Annotated in this window: 15 protein-coding genes; 14 read left to right on the forward strand and 1 reads right to left on the reverse strand. The window is 60.8% G+C overall.

Annotation, left to right across the window (positions count from 1 at the left end):
- Window positions 1–427 precede the first annotated feature (427 nt).
- The 12 genes from ccoN (at window position 428) to hemN (ending at window position 11,315) form a co-directional block, all read left to right on the forward strand.
- Window positions 428–1,870, forward strand: a complete 1,443-nt coding sequence (gene ccoN / locus V476_RS02155; RefSeq protein WP_024961260.1) for a cytochrome-c oxidase, cbb3-type subunit I — start codon at window positions 428–430, stop codon at window positions 1,868–1,870.
- The gene (gene ccoO, locus V476_RS02160) at window positions 1,870–2,478 is read left to right on the forward strand and encodes a cytochrome-c oxidase, cbb3-type subunit II (protein WP_024961259.1); all 609 of its coding nucleotides are present in this window, start codon (window positions 1,870–1,872) and stop codon (window positions 2,476–2,478) included. Before ccoN ends, ccoO begins: the two co-directional genes overlap by 1 nt.
- Window positions 2,479–2,483: 5 nt before the next feature.
- Window positions 2,484–2,675: a CcoQ/FixQ family Cbb3-type cytochrome c oxidase assembly chaperone gene (locus V476_RS02165; RefSeq protein WP_003316853.1), complete on the forward strand. Its 192-nt coding sequence runs from the start codon at window positions 2,484–2,486 to the stop codon at window positions 2,673–2,675.
- Window positions 2,672–3,649 (forward strand): cytochrome-c oxidase, cbb3-type subunit III, encoded by a 978-nt coding sequence (ccoP, locus tag V476_RS02170; protein WP_024961258.1) that lies wholly within the window; start codon window positions 2,672–2,674, stop codon window positions 3,647–3,649. Before V476_RS02165 ends, ccoP begins: the two co-directional genes overlap by 4 nt.
- A gap of 125 nt (window positions 3,650–3,774) precedes the next feature.
- Window positions 3,775–4,026, forward strand: coding sequence for a type II toxin-antitoxin system prevent-host-death family antitoxin (locus V476_RS02175; RefSeq protein WP_002554250.1), 252 nt, complete (start codon window positions 3,775–3,777; stop codon window positions 4,024–4,026).
- A complete protein-coding gene (locus tag V476_RS02180; RefSeq protein ID WP_024662702.1) occupies window positions 4,026–4,478 on the forward strand; it encodes a type II toxin-antitoxin system VapC family toxin in 453 nt (150 codons plus the stop codon). The genes V476_RS02175 and V476_RS02180 overlap by 1 nt, the downstream gene beginning before the upstream one ends.
- A gap of 64 nt (window positions 4,479–4,542) precedes the next feature.
- Window positions 4,543–5,955 carry a cytochrome c oxidase accessory protein CcoG gene (gene ccoG, locus V476_RS02185; protein ID WP_024961257.1) on the forward strand — a complete coding sequence of 471 codons (1,413 nt, stop codon included), beginning with the start codon at window positions 4,543–4,545 and terminating at the stop codon, window positions 5,953–5,955.
- 10 nt (window positions 5,956–5,965) lie between these two features.
- Entirely contained in the window at window positions 5,966–6,502 is a 537-nt protein-coding gene (locus V476_RS02190; RefSeq protein WP_024961256.1) for a FixH family protein, read from the forward strand.
- A gap of 2 nt (window positions 6,503–6,504) precedes the next feature.
- Window positions 6,505–8,979, forward strand: coding sequence for a heavy metal translocating P-type ATPase (locus V476_RS02195; RefSeq protein WP_024961255.1), 2,475 nt, complete (start codon window positions 6,505–6,507; stop codon window positions 8,977–8,979).
- A complete protein-coding gene (ccoS, locus tag V476_RS02200; protein ID WP_003391392.1) occupies window positions 8,958–9,161 on the forward strand; it encodes a cbb3-type cytochrome oxidase assembly protein CcoS in 204 nt (67 codons plus the stop codon). The genes V476_RS02195 and ccoS overlap by 22 nt, the downstream gene beginning before the upstream one ends.
- On the forward strand, window positions 9,154–9,837 hold the full coding sequence (locus tag V476_RS02205; protein WP_024961254.1) for a sulfite exporter TauE/SafE family protein: 684 nt from the start codon (window positions 9,154–9,156) through the stop codon (window positions 9,835–9,837). The genes ccoS and V476_RS02205 overlap by 8 nt, the downstream gene beginning before the upstream one ends.
- A 95-nt stretch (window positions 9,838–9,932) precedes the next feature.
- The gene (hemN, locus tag V476_RS02210; protein WP_024961253.1) at window positions 9,933–11,315 is read left to right on the forward strand and encodes an oxygen-independent coproporphyrinogen III oxidase; all 1,383 of its coding nucleotides are present in this window, start codon (window positions 9,933–9,935) and stop codon (window positions 11,313–11,315) included.
- 14 nt (window positions 11,316–11,329) lie between these two features.
- Here the strand turns inward: hemN and V476_RS02215 are convergent, their stop codons facing one another.
- A complete protein-coding gene (locus V476_RS02215) occupies window positions 11,330–11,797 on the reverse strand; it encodes a hypothetical protein (RefSeq protein ID WP_003391390.1) in 468 nt (155 codons plus the stop codon).
- A gap of 152 nt (window positions 11,798–11,949) precedes the next feature.
- On the opposite strand from V476_RS02215, the gene fnr reads away from it, so the two are divergent.
- Window positions 11,950–12,684 (forward strand): fumarate/nitrate reduction transcriptional regulator Fnr, encoded by a 735-nt coding sequence (gene fnr, locus V476_RS02220; protein WP_003316840.1) that lies wholly within the window; start codon window positions 11,950–11,952, stop codon window positions 12,682–12,684.
- A gap of 61 nt (window positions 12,685–12,745) precedes the next feature.
- Window positions 12,746–13,294, forward strand: coding sequence for an adenine phosphoribosyltransferase (locus V476_RS02225; RefSeq protein WP_003316839.1), 549 nt, complete (start codon window positions 12,746–12,748; stop codon window positions 13,292–13,294).
- The last annotated feature ends 66 nt before the right edge of the window (window positions 13,295–13,360 follow it).

Raw genomic sequence — 13,360 nt, forward strand, 5'->3', positions numbered from 1 at the left:
GTCATATGCCTGCTCAGGCCAACTTGCTGGGCAATGACAGGTGTTACTGCCGACTGAATAGACGTGACAGTCTTTGCGCGAGTCCTGATCAACTCGTCTGTACGCGAAGATCGCCACCGCTGTATTCCAGTCCAGCGGCGATGCGTGAACTCCGCACCCTGCAACGGGGTGCGGAATACCTTCTGAGCCTGCTCTCAATGCAGCATCACCCAGCACCGCCACTTTTCGTGCAGAGCCTGCGACTTCCCACACCCCTGTTTCAAAGTTAAACTCGCCAACACGCGTCTGCCGCAATCCTTTGACGCTCGTTGATGTGCCTGTCTGTTCCTGCCCCTGCCTTTTCGGTGTGCTTCGATGCCATTTCCAGCACTGCATCGCCCTGGCCCGATTACGTCTGCGGTAACCCTCTGAATCGTGGAAGTCTGCAATGAGCACAAGAATCAGTCCGACAACCTACAACTACACCGTGGTGCGCCAGTTTGCCATCATGACCGTGGTCTGGGGTGTGGTCGGCATGAGTCTGGGCGTGTTCATTGCTTCGCAGCTGGTCTGGCCAGGGCTGAACCTGGAACTTGAATGGACCACCTTCGGACGCCTGCGCCCGCTGCACACCAATCTGGTGATCTTCGCCTTCGGCGGCTGCGCGCTGTTCGCCACCTCCTATTACGTGGTGCAACGCACTTGCCAGACGCGGCTGATTTCCGATGGTCTGGCGGCCTTTACCTTCTGGGGCTGGCAGGCCGTGATTGTCGGTGCCATCGTGACCCTGCCGATGGGCTACACCACTACCAAGGAATATGCCGAGCTCGAATGGCCGGTGGCGATTCTGCTGGCCATCGTCTGGGCCGCCTACGCGGCGGTGTTTTTTGGCACAATCGTCAAACGCCGCACCCGGCATATCTATGTCGCCAACTGGTTCTACGGGGCGTTCATCGTCGTGACCGGCATGCTGCACATCGTCAACCATATCTCGTTGCCGGTCAGCCTGTTCAAATCCTATTCGGCGTATGCCGGTGCGACCGATGCCATGATCCAGTGGTGGTACGGACACAATGCCGTCGGGTTTTTCCTGACCACCGGCTTTCTCGGCATGATGTATTACTTCGTGCCCAAACAGGCCGAGCGCCCGGTCTACTCCTATCGTTTGTCCATCGTGCATTTCTGGGCATTGATCACCCTGTATATCTGGGCCGGTCCGCACCATCTGCACTACACCGCCCTGCCGGACTGGGCGCAGTCGCTGGGCATGGTGATGTCGATCATTCTGCTGGTCCCCAGTTGGGGCGGGATGATCAACGGCATGATGACGCTGTCGGGCGCGTGGCATAAATTGCGGACCGATTCGATACTGCGCTTTCTGGTGGTCTCGCTGGCCTTTTATGGCATGTCGACCTTCGAAGGCCCGATGATGGCAATCAAGACCGTCAACTCGCTTTCGCACTACACGGACTGGACCATCGGCCATGTCCACGCCGGAGCACTGGGCTGGGTCGCGATGATTACCATCGGGTCGGTCTACCACATGATTCCGAAACTCTACGCCCGCCCGCACATGTACAGCGTCAGTCTGATCAACACGCACTTCTGGCTCGCGACCGTCGGCACCGTGCTGTACATCACCTCGATGTGGGTCAATGGCATCACCCAGGGCCTGATGTGGCGCGCGGTGAACGACGACGGCACGCTGACCTACTCCTTCATCGAAACCATGCAGGCCAGCCACCTGGGCTATATCGTGCGGGCCATCGGCGGCGCGATTTTCACCAGCGGAATGTTGCTGATGGCCTACAACGTCGTGCGTACGATACGTGCCTCTGACCCGCGGGCGGCCGCAGCGGCCACCCGCATCGCAGTCGCAGGAGCGCATTGATGAAGCACGATGCGCTGGAAAAAAACATCGGCCTGCTGGCCTTTTTCATGGTGATTGCCGTGAGCATCGGTGGGCTGACGCAGATCGTCCCGCTGTTTTTTCAGGACGTCACCAACCAGCCTATCGAGGGCATGAAGCCACGCAGCGCGCTTGAGGTGGAAGGCCGTGATGTGTTCATCGCCAATGGCTGTGTCGGTTGCCACTCGAAGATGATCCGCCCGTTGCGCGCCGAAACCGAGCGCTACGGGCATTACTCGGTGGCAGGCGAAAGTGTCTGGGACCATCCCTTCCTGTGGGGCTCCAAACGCACTGGGCCGGACCTGGCAAGGATCGGCGGTCGCTACTCGGACGAGTGGCACCGGGTACACCTGAACAACCCGCGCGACCTGGTCCCGACCTCGATCATGCCGGCTTATCCGTTCCTGGCCGAGAAGACAATCGACAGCACGCAGACTGCAAAAAAGCTGCAGGTGCTGCGTACCCTCGGCACCCCTTACACCGACGCGGATATCGCCGGTGCAGCGGCTGCAGTGCAGGGCAAGACCGAAATGGACGCGCTGGTGGCCTATCTGCAAGGCCTTGGCACGCTCATCAAGAGCAAACGGTGATCATGATGGACATCGGAATGATTCGAGGCCTTGGCACACTGGTCGTGATGGTCGCCTTCATCGGCCTGATGCTGTGGGTGTTCAGCCCTGCCCGCAAGGCAGACTTCGACGACGCGACCTTGCTGCCTTTCGCGGATGACCCCGAGGCCATCGGCAAGGTCGAAAATGCCAAGGCTGAACGGGAAGGCCGGTCATGAGCACGTTCTGGAGCCTTTACGTCGCGGTCCTGACCCTGGGCACCCTCATCGCCATGCTCTGGCTGCTGGTGTCCACGCGCAAAGGTCAGCCCGACGAACCCACGGATGAAACCGTCGGCCATACATTCGACGGTATCGAGGAGTACGACAACCCGCTGCCCAGATGGTGGTTCTATCTATTCTTAGCGACCATCGTCTTTGCCCTGGGGTATCTGCTCCTGTACCCGGGCCTGGGCAACTGGCAGGGCTTGCTGCCCGGTTATGAATACCGGGACCAGGACAGCAAGACACAATTCTCCGACGGCCAGCAAGGCTGGACCAGTGTCCATGAATGGGAACGGGAAGTCGCAAACGCCGAAGCCCGCTACGGGCCGCTGTTTGCCAAGTACGCCGCCATGCCCGTCGAGGAAGTGGCGAAAGACCCGCAGGCGTTGAAAATCGGCGCACGCCTGTTCGCGTCCAACTGCTCGGTCTGCCACGGCTCTGACGCGAAAGGCGCCTATGGCTTTCCCAATCTGACCGATGCCGACTGGCGCTGGGGCGGCGATGCGCAGGCGATCAAGACGTCTATCCTCGCCGGGCGCATGGGCGTGATGCCGGCCCTGGGCGGCGCGCTTGGCGAACAAGGGGTGCGCGATGTGGCTGCCTATGTGCTGACGCAACTGGACGCGCGCGCACTACCGCAGGATGCCAAGGCTGACCCGGTGGCAGGACAGAAGACCTTCGCCAGCCTGTGCGTTGCCTGTCATGGGCCAGAGGGCAAAGGAATGCCGATTCTCGGCGCGCCGGACCTGACCCACCCCAACGCGTTTATCTACGGCTCCAGCTTCGCTCAGTTGCAGCAGACCATTCGTGATGGCCGCCAGGGCCAGATGCCTGCTCAGCAAGCATTGCAAGGCAATGACCGGGTTCATATTCTGGCTGCCTATGTTTACAGCCTGTCCCGCCAGGAGCCGCCAGCCGAATCCAGATGACAGGGCTCCGGTCAGCCTGGGGTTGTAGCATTCTGAAAGAACAAATTCCTTGTAGTTACATCTCTACATGACTAGACTCGTTGATGACCACGACACCCTGTCTACTCATTCTGGAAGTCGCACATATGACCACTACCCTCTCCAGCCGTGAATTCAATCAGGACACCAGCGGGGCCAAGAAAGCGGCTAATGAAGGCCCGGTGTTCATTACCGACCGCGGCCGCCCGGCCCATGTGCTGCTTTGCATCGAGGATTACCTGAAGCTGACCGGCAGCGCGGCAAGCATCGCCGACATGCTGATAATGCCCACTGACATCGATATCGAGTTCGAGCCTCAGCGCGCCGTGATCACGCCCCGACAGGTTGATCTGTCCTGATGTTCCTGCTCGACACCAACGTGGTTTCAGAGCTCAGAAAGCGCACTGCAGACGCCAACGTACTGCGCTGGTCGCGAACACAAATGGCCTCCAGTCTGTTCATCTCGTCCATCACGATTCTTGAACTCGAAACAGGTATCCTGCGCATCGAACGCCGCGAGCCGACACAAGGCGCAGGATTGCGAATGTGGCTCGACCAGCATGTATTGAAGGCGTTCGCCGGGCGTATCCTGACAGTCGACACCCAGGTCGCAAGACGCTGCGCTCAACTGCACGTTCCCGACCCGCGCAGCGAATGCGATGCTTTGATAGCAGCCACTGCGCTGGTGCATGGCATGACCGTGGTTACACGCAACACAATGGATTTTCAGTCGTCCGGGGTCGCGTTGCTCAATCCCTGGGTCAGCCAGTTGAATGAAGAAGCGGCCGCTTATTCACGTGCATCACGTTGAACGCGGATGTGAACCTGCCTGACCTGTATCGGTCGGGGCCAAGCCACTGCCGCTGGACTCATCGATGACCAAACAGATTCCAGTACACAACATCACCCCGGCATCCGAAACAGGCGGCGAATTCACCGACCTCTATGCTTCGCGCGAGAAGATCCAGACCCGCGCGTTCAAAGGCCTGTTTCGAAATGTGCGGATGCTCGGCGGCGCGCTGTTGCTGCTGATCTTTTTCGGCACGGTCTGGCTGAGTCGCAGCGGGCATCAGGCGGTCTGGTGGAACCTGCCGGAACGCAAGTTCTACATCTTCGGCGCAACGTTCTGGCCGCAGGACTTCATCCTCTTGTCCGGCATTCTGATCGTTGCAGCGTTCGGGTTGTTCTTCATCACCGTCTATGCCGGGCGGGTCTGGTGTGGCTATACCTGCCCGCAGAGTGTCTGGACCTGGATCTTCATGTGGTGCGAGAAAGTGACTGAAGGCGACCGCAACCAGCGCATCAGGCTCGACCATGCCCCTATGAGTGCCGGCAAAATGCTGCGCAAGTTCGCCAAGCACAGCCTGTGGTTGCTGATCGGGTTTGCCACCGGTATGACCTTCGTGGGCTATTTCTCGCCCATTCGCACGCTGTGCGTGGATCTGTTCACGGGCCAGGCGGATGGCTGGGCCTATTTCTGGGTCGGTTTCTTTACCCTGGCCACTTACCTTAATGCCGGCTGGCTGCGCGAACAGGTATGCATTTACATGTGCCCCTATGCGCGGTTCCAGAGCGTGATGTTCGACAAGGACACGCTGATCATCTCCTACGACCAGAATCGTGGCGAAGCCCGAGGCCCGCGCAAGAAGGAAGCCGATCCTCAGGCACTGGGGCTGGGTGACTGCATCGACTGCACGATGTGCGTGCAGGTCTGCCCGACCGGCATCGACATTCGTGACGGCCTGCAGGTGGAGTGCATCAGCTGTGCAGCGTGCGTCGATGCCTGCGATACGGTCATGGACAAGATGGATTACCCTCGCGGCCTGATTCGCTACACCACCGAGCACAACCTTGCCGGGCAACGCACCCGCACCCTGCGCCCGCGCCTGATCGGTTATGCGCTGGTCCTGCTGCTGATGATTGCGCTGCTGACGGCTGCTTTCTGGATGCGTACGCTGGTGGGCCTGGAGGTCAGCAAGGACCGCATGCTGTTCCGGGAAAACGCCGAGGGCCGGATCGAAAACGTCTACAGCCTGAAAGTGATGAACAAGGATCAGGTGGACCACACCTATGTCCTGCAGGCCAGCGGCCTTTCCGACCTGAAACTGCAGGGCCGTCGGGAAATCAGCGTCCCGGCGGGTGAAATCGTCAGCCTGCCGGTGGAGCTGTCCAGCGCGCCGGAAAAACTACCGTCGCACAGCAACGAGGTAACCTTTACCCTCAAGGACATCGACAGCGATACACAGGTCGAGACCCAAAGCCGCTTTCTTGGCCCACCTATTCGTTAAGAGCCCCGTCATGCCCGCTGCGACTGCTGCAAGCCCCTGGTACCGGCATCTCTGGCCATGGATCATCATCGCCATCCTGACCGGCTCGGTGACCTTGAGCCTGTCGATGGTGTTCATCGCCGTGACCCACCCGGATCCGCTGGTCACCGATAACTATTACGAGGCCGGCAAGGGCATCAATCGCTCGTTGAATCGTGAAGTGCTCGCCCAGACCCTCAAGCTGCACGCGCGCCTGAAAATGGATGAGCTGACCGGCGAAGTCGAACTTCGCCTGAGTGGCAACAGCAACCCGGAGCGTCTAGAACTCAACCTGATTTCGCCCACGCGCCCTGACAGTGATCGCCGGGTGTTCCTGACCCGCAGCCCGTCCGAACCAGGCCGTTACATCGGTCAGTTGCAGGACAAGGTCAACGGTCGGCGTTTTGTGGAACTGCTGGGTGTCGAAGGCGAGCAGACCTGGCGCCTGTTCGAGGAAGAACAGATCGGCACCAATGACGTGACCCTGGGTGATGAACCCCTGCAAGCCGCGCAACGCCGGAAAGACTGAACGTGGCAAAGCCCTTCTCCCCCGCGCCGGTGCACTGTTACCACTGCGGCCTGCCGGTTCCGGCGGGCAGCCATTTCAACGCGGTGGTGCTCGGTGCAACCCGACAGCTGTGCTGCCCCGGTTGCCAGGCAGTAACCGAGGCCATCGTCGCGAGCGGTCTGGACAACTATTACCGCCATCGCAGTGAAACCTCGGCCAACCCGGAAAGCCTGCCCAGCCAATTGCTCGATGACCTGGCGCTCTACGACCCCCCCGACGTACAGGCGCCGTTCGTGCGCCACGACGGCGACCTCTCAGAGGCCACCCTGCTTGTCGAAGGCATCAGTTGCGCGGCCTGCGGCTGGCTGATCGAGCAACGCCTGGGGCGATTGCCAGCGGTGACCGAAGCGCGGCTGAACCTGTCCACTCATCGCCTGCTGGTGCGCTGGAACGCCGACCAGCTTGCCCTCAGCCAATTGCTGAACGAACTGCACGCGATTGGCTATGTCGCCCATCCATGGCAGGCCGACCGCGCTACCGAACGCATGGCGAGTGACAATCGCCTGGCGTTGCGACAACTGGGCGTCGCCGGCCTGCTGTGGTTTCAGGCAATGATGGCAACCATGGCCACCTGGCCTGAGTTCAATATCGACCTCAGCCCGCAGATGCACACCATCCTGCGCTGGGTGGCGCTGTTTCTGACCACGCCGATCGTCTTCTACAGTTGCGCGCCGTTCTTTCGCGGCGCGTGGCGCGACCTGCGCAGCCGTCACCTGACAATGGATGTCTCGGTGTCGCTGGCAATAGGCGCGGCCTACGCCGCAGGGATCTGGACCGCCGTCACCGGCGCTGGCGAACTGTATTTCGATGCAGTCGGCATGTTTGCGCTGTTCCTGCTGGCAGGACGTTACCTGGAACGCCGGGCTCGCGAGCGCACGGCGGCGGCCACAGCCCAACTGGTCAACGTGCTGCCCGCCTCATGCCTGCGCCTCAGCGATGACGGCCAGAGCCAGCGCATCATGCTCAGCGAACTGCACCTGGCTGATCGGGTGCTGGTGCAGCCCGGTGCAGTGATACCGGCCGATGGCAAAATCCTCGAGGGTCACTCCAGTGTCGATGAATCGCTGTTGACCGGCGAATACCTGCCACAGATGCGCAGCGTGGGCGATGCGGTCACCGCAGGAACGCTGAATGTCGAAAGCCCGCTGACTGTTGCCGTGACGGCGCTGGGCCACGAAACCCGTCTTTCGGCCATTGTCCGACTGCTCGAACGCGCGCAGGCAGAAAAGCCCCGACTCGCGCAGATCGCCGACCGTGCAGCACAGACCTTTCTGCTGCTTTCGCTGATCGCGGCCGCGCTGATCGGAGTGATCTGGTGGCAGCTGGACGCATCGCGCGCGTTCTGGATCGTTTTGGCCATGCTCGTCGCTACCTGCCCCTGCGCACTGTCGCTGGCGACGCCGACTGCATTGACTGCGGCGACCGGCACGCTGCACAAACTTGGTTTGCTGCTGACCCGGGGTCATGTGCTCGAAGGCCTCAACCAGATCGATACGGTCATCTTCGACAAGACCGGCACCCTGACCGAAGGGCGCCTGACACTGCGCGGCATTCACCCGTTGCGCGAGCTGGACGCCAATCGCTGCCTGGAACTGGCGGCAGCCCTGGAAAACCGCTCCGAGCATCCCATCGCCCGCGCCTTCGGTCGAGCGCCAACGGCTGCCGAAGAGGTGCTCAGCACACCGGGACTGGGCCTGCAAGGTCGTGTTGACGGGCATCTGCTGCGCATCGGCGAGGCGGCCTTCGTCTGTGCGCTGAGCGGTGCTGAAACACCCTTGCCAACCGAGCGTTCCGGCCAATGGCTGTTGCTGGGCGATACGCAGGGCCCACTCGCATGGTTGGTACTGGACGACCGACTGCGCGAGGATGCAGGCACTCTGTTACACGCGTGCCGGGCGCGGGGCTGGAAGACGCTGCTTTTGTCTGGTGACAGCTCGCCGATGGTTGACCGTGTCGCGCAGGCGCTGGGCATAGACGAGGCGCGTGGCGGCATGCGCCCGGACGATAAGCTGGAGGTGCTGCGCCAGCTTCAGGCTCAGGGGCGCAAGGTGCTGATGATCGGTGACGGAGTGAACGACGTACCGGTCATGGCAGCAGCCGACATCAGTGTGGCGATGGGCTCGGCCACCGACCTCGCCAAAACCAGCGCTGACGCCGTGCTGCTGTGTAACCGTTTGCCGGTGCTGATCGACGCGCTGAATCTGGCCCGGCGCACGCGTAGCGTCATTATCGAAAACCTGCTCTGGGCCGGTCTGTACAATGGCCTCATGCTGCCCTTCGCGGCGCTGGGCTGGATCACTCCGGTGTGGGCGGCGATCGGCATGTCGCTCAGTTCGCTGACTGTGGTACTCAACGCCTTGCGCCTGACCCGCCTGCCGCGTCGTGCGCCCGTTTCCCCATCTGCCCCGGAGGTTTCATGCCCGCGCTTTACATCATGATTCCTGCCGCTCTGTTGCTGGTGGGCGTGGCGATCTACGTGTTCTTCTGGGCAGTGGACAGCGGTCAGTACGACGACATGGACGGTCCGGCACACAGCATATTGTTCGACGACACACCGCCTGTGGAGCATGCCCCGCCTGAGTCTCCCCAACCGGGCCCGGACGAGAAACGCGATGTTTGAACTCGCTTCGATGCTGTTCTCGGCGTTCATTCTCGGGCTGCTCGGCGGCGGCCACTGTCTGGGCATGTGTGGCGGCCTGATGGGCGCCCTGACGCTGGCCATCCCCAAGGAACAGCGCAGCCGCCGGTTTCGTCTGCTGCTGGCCTACAACCTGGGGCGCATTCTCAGTTACGCCGCAGCCGGCCTGTGTTCCGGACTGGTCGGCTGGGCTGTGGCGCAAAGTCCGCTGGCGACGGGCCTGCGCATCGTCGCCGCCGTGTTGCTGATCATGATGGGGCTGTACCTGGCCGGCTGGTGGAGCGGACTGACCTATATAGAACGTCTAGGCCGAGGCCTGTGGCGTTATTTGCAACCCTTGGCCAGTCGCCTGTTGCCGGTGTCCAGTGTGCCGCGCGCCTTGTTGCTCGGTGCCCTGTGGGGCTGGCTGCCCTGCGGGCTGGTGTACAGCGCCCTGCTGTGGGCCGCCAGCCAGGGCAATCCTCTCGACAGCGCACTGCTGATGCTGGCCTTCGGGCTGGGCACCTGGCCCGTTCTGCTGGCCACCGGCCTGACTGCCGAACGCATCACGGCTTTACTGCGCATACGTGGCGTGCGCATGGCGGGAGGCTTGCTGGTGATGGTCTTCGGTATCTGGACCTTGCCAGGCCCGCATCAGCACTGGCTGATGGCACATTGAGGCCGGCAACTCTTGCCATTTGATCCACATCAACGCCGACCCTCCGCCTCCTGCGTATGCTCGCGATATCGCCAGCCGGACCGGGAAACGCGCGCATGCTTGACGCCATTCGTTGGAATTCAGACCTGATCCATCGCTACGATGTGGCCGGACCGCGCTATACGTCCTATCCGACAGCGATGCAGTTTCATACCCAAGTGAGCGCCTTCGACCTGCTGCACGCGCTGCGCGAAAGCCGCAAGGCGTCACGTCAGTTGTCGCTCTACGTGCACCTGCCCTTCTGCGCGAACATTTGCTACTACTGCGCCTGCAACAAAGTCATCACTAAGGATCGCGGACGCGCTCAGGCCTACCTGCAACGGCTCGAGCACGAGATACAGATGCTCGCCTGTCACTTGGCGCCCGGTCAGGTGGTGGAGCAACTGCATCTGGGCGGCGGTACGCCGACCTTTCTCAGTCACGACGAACTGCGCCGCTTGATGGCGCAGCTGCGCTTGCATTTCAACCTGCTGGACGACGACTCCGGCGACTATGGCATCGAGATCGATCCTCGCGAAGCCGACTGGTCGACGATGGGGCTGCTGCGCGAGCTGGGTTTCAACCGGGTCAGCCTGGGCGTGCAGGACCTCGACCCGACGGTGCAGCGGGCGATCAACCGCATGCAGAGCCTGGAAGAGACCCGCGCAATCGTTGAAGCGGCGCGCACGCTGCAATTTCGTTCGGTGAATATTGATCTGATCTACGGTCTGCCCACACAGAATCCGCAAACCTTCAGCCACACCGTGGACAAGGTCATCGATCTGCAGCCCGATCGGTTGTCGGTGTTCAACTATGCGCATCTGCCCGAGCGCTTCATGCCGCAGCGGCGCATCGACGTGGCAGACCTGCCGGATGCAGAAAGCAAACTGCTGATGCTGGAGCGCACCGTCGAGCAATTGGGCAACGCCGGCTATCGCTACATCGGCATGGACCATTTCGCCCTGCCCGACGACGAGTTGGCCACCGCTCAGGAAGACCTGACCCTGCAGCGCAACTTTCAGGGCTATACCACGCACGGTCACTGCGACCTCATCGGCCTGGGTGTCTCGGCCATCAGCCAGGTCGGCGAGCTGTACAGCCAGAACAGCAGCGACCTGAACGAGTACTTGAGGCTGCTGGACAGCGACCAGCCAGCAACCCGACGCGGGCTGATCTGCAACGATGACGACCGCATCAGGCGCGCGATCATTCAGCAGTTGATCTGCCACTTCACGCTGGATTTCGGCGAGATCGAAAAGACTTTTTGCATCGATTTCAGGGACTATTTCAGCGAAGCGTGGCCGCAACTGCTTGGCATGGCGAGCGACGGGCTGATTACGCTGAGCGAGACGGGCATTGAAGTCAGACCGGCAGGCCGCCTTTTGGTACGCGCAGTGTGCATGGTCTTCGATACTTACTTGACCCGGCAGAACAGACAGCAGTTCTCCCAGGTGATATGACCCGCGGCCGGGTGCTACATTTTGGCCAGAACCAGCATCCCCGCCTTGGTCTTGTCGGCGTCACTGGAGCCCAGGCTGTTCATGAGCGACGACAGATCGGCCGTGGAATTGCTCACTTGCGCCTGCAACGTGCTGAGCACGGTCTGTAGCGCCGCAGCCTTGGTCCTTCGCTCCTCGGGGCTCAGGCTGGGGTCATTCAGCGCCTTCTGGATCTGCTCCATGGTTTCCTCGATCCTGCGCTGAAGTTCGCGAATCGCCTTGAGGATCTTCTGCACGGAACCAGGCAGGCCGCTCTGTTCGATATCAGCGTTTCTGGAAGACGATGACGCAGCCGCCTTGCCTTCTGCCGACAAATTGACCTGTACGCCCTTTGTCTCACTTGCCGACGCCGCGGTAGTGATTTGCTCAGCGTTACTGTAGGTGGTCTGCGAGGTCGCAGTCCGTATCGTAATGCTGCTGATCAACGGGAGTGTCGTTGACATGACGAGGCATCCTGGCTTGGCTGAAGGAATACGTGGTTATCGGCAGGCAACCTGTAACCTTGACGACGCCGACCGATTTGCAGGCTGGCCCCGACAAGCACGGGTGAGTTACCCTTACGGCTTATGTGTGATTTCCCACAAGGAATTAAGTGATGTCCGAGCCAGTCAAGTCGCGCGCGCAAAACCAGGCTCACTGCAAGGATTGCAGTCTCGCGCCGTTGTGCCTGCCCCTTTCGTTGAATACCGAAGACATGGACTGCCTTGACCAGATCGTCAAACGCGGCCGCCCGCTGAAGAAAGGCGAATTTCTGTTTCGTCAGGGGGACACCTTCGAGTCGGTCTATGCGGTGCGTTCCGGGGCGTTGAAAACCTTCAATATCAGTGACAGCGGTGAAGAACAGCTCACCGGTTTTCACCTGCCCAGCGAACTGGTGGGCATGTCCGGCATGGACGCCGAGGCTTACCCAGTCTCGGCCCAGGCACTGGAAACCACGTCGGTCTGCGAAATCCCTTTCGAGCGTCTGGACGAGCTTTCCGCGAAACTGCCGCAACTGCGTCGGCAGTTGATGCGCGTCATGAGCCGTGAGATCCGTGACGATCAGCAAATGATGCTGCTGCTCTCGAAAAAGACCGCCGATGAGCGTATCGCCACGTTTCTGATCAACCTGTCTGCACGCTTCCGCGCCAGAGGCTTTTCGGCCAATCAGTTCCGCCTGAGTATGTCGCGCAACGAAATCGGTAATCACCTGGGTCTGGCAGTCGAGACCGTGTCCCGTGTCTTTACCCGGTTCCAGCAAAATCAGCTGATTTCTGCCGAGGGCAAAGAGATTCACATCCTCGCCCCCATCGAGCTGTGCGCACTGGCTGGCGGGTCGATGCAAAGCTGAAACGTGCGATCTTTGGCGGGTCGGCTTAAACTGTCGGCCAAAACTGCCATGGAATCCCCTGATGACTTTCGATCAATCGAACTTCAAATCCCTCATCCGCCCGGTCGTGGACTTCCCCAAGCCGGGCGTGGTCTTCCGCGATATCACACCCCTGTTCCAGTCGCCCAAGGCCACCCGTCAGGTGATTGACAGCTTCGTGCAGCGCTACATCGATGCCGAGTTCAGCCATATCGGCGTCATGGACGCGCGGGGTTTTCTGATCGGTTCGGTGGTCGCGTATCAATTGAACAAGCCGCTGGTGCTGTTCCGCAAACAAGGCAAACTGCCTGCCGATGTACTGTCCGAGGCGTATCAGACCGAATACGGCGAAGCGTATCTGGAAGTGCATGCCGACAGTCTGTGCGAAGGTGACTCGGTCATCATGTTCGATGACTTGATCGCGACCGGAGGCACGCTGATCGCCGCTGCCAATCTGATCCGCCGTATGGGTGCCGAAGTGTACGAGGCTGCTGCGATCATCGACCTGCCGGAACTGGGCGGCTCCCAGCGTCTTAACGACCTGAAGATCCCGACGTTCTGCCTGACCGAGTTTGCGCTGGACGAGCAGTAACGGCACAGGCATGAGAGTTACAGGTTCCGAACGGTCCAGCACTCACGGCTATCGTAAACGCGCTTT

The sequence above is a fragment of the Pseudomonas syringae KCTC 12500 genome, assembly GCF_000507185.2.
Lineage (GTDB): Bacteria > Pseudomonadota > Gammaproteobacteria > Pseudomonadales > Pseudomonadaceae > Aquipseudomonas > Aquipseudomonas syringae.